Source organism: Ochrobactrum sp. SFR4, from assembly GCF_019730395.1.
GTDB lineage: Bacteria > Pseudomonadota > Alphaproteobacteria > Rhizobiales > Rhizobiaceae > Pseudochrobactrum.
The window spans coordinates 1-358 of record NZ_JAAPBB010000370.1 but is presented as its reverse complement, the minus strand read 5'-3'; the positions used below and the strand labels follow the sequence as shown (position 1 = coordinate 358).

The following is a 358-nucleotide window of genomic DNA, read 5'->3' as shown; positions in this document are numbered from 1 at the left end:
CAACCTGAAAGCACAGGCATGGTGGAGCGTCTCAAAGAGGTTTCGCAATACCTATAATGCGGTAACCAAAGGAGAGGTCTTTGATGAGGACGACCTGATCGCGATCTCGAGCGATTGTGAGCATCTGGACGGTCTCATTGATGAACTTTCTATCCCGCGCAAAGATTTTGATAACTCCGGCCGGTCAAAAGTTGAGAGTAAGAAGGATCTCGAGAAACGCGATGTGCCTTCTCCCAATAAGGCAGATGCATTTGTAATGGCCTTCGCACCTCGTGATAAGGCTCCGTCCGCTGGCATGTTCCTGACTAAGAGGCACCGATGAATGTAATCCGAGCTATGGCAAATGCTGCAGCACGAC

At 50.0% G+C, this 358-nt stretch carries 1 pseudogene; it reads left to right on the top strand.

Annotation, left to right across the window (positions count from 1 at the left end):
* Positions 1-322, top strand: a pseudogene (locus HBA93_RS19410) (PBSX family phage terminase large subunit); the annotation flags it as partial.
* Positions 323-358 lie beyond the last annotated feature (36 nt).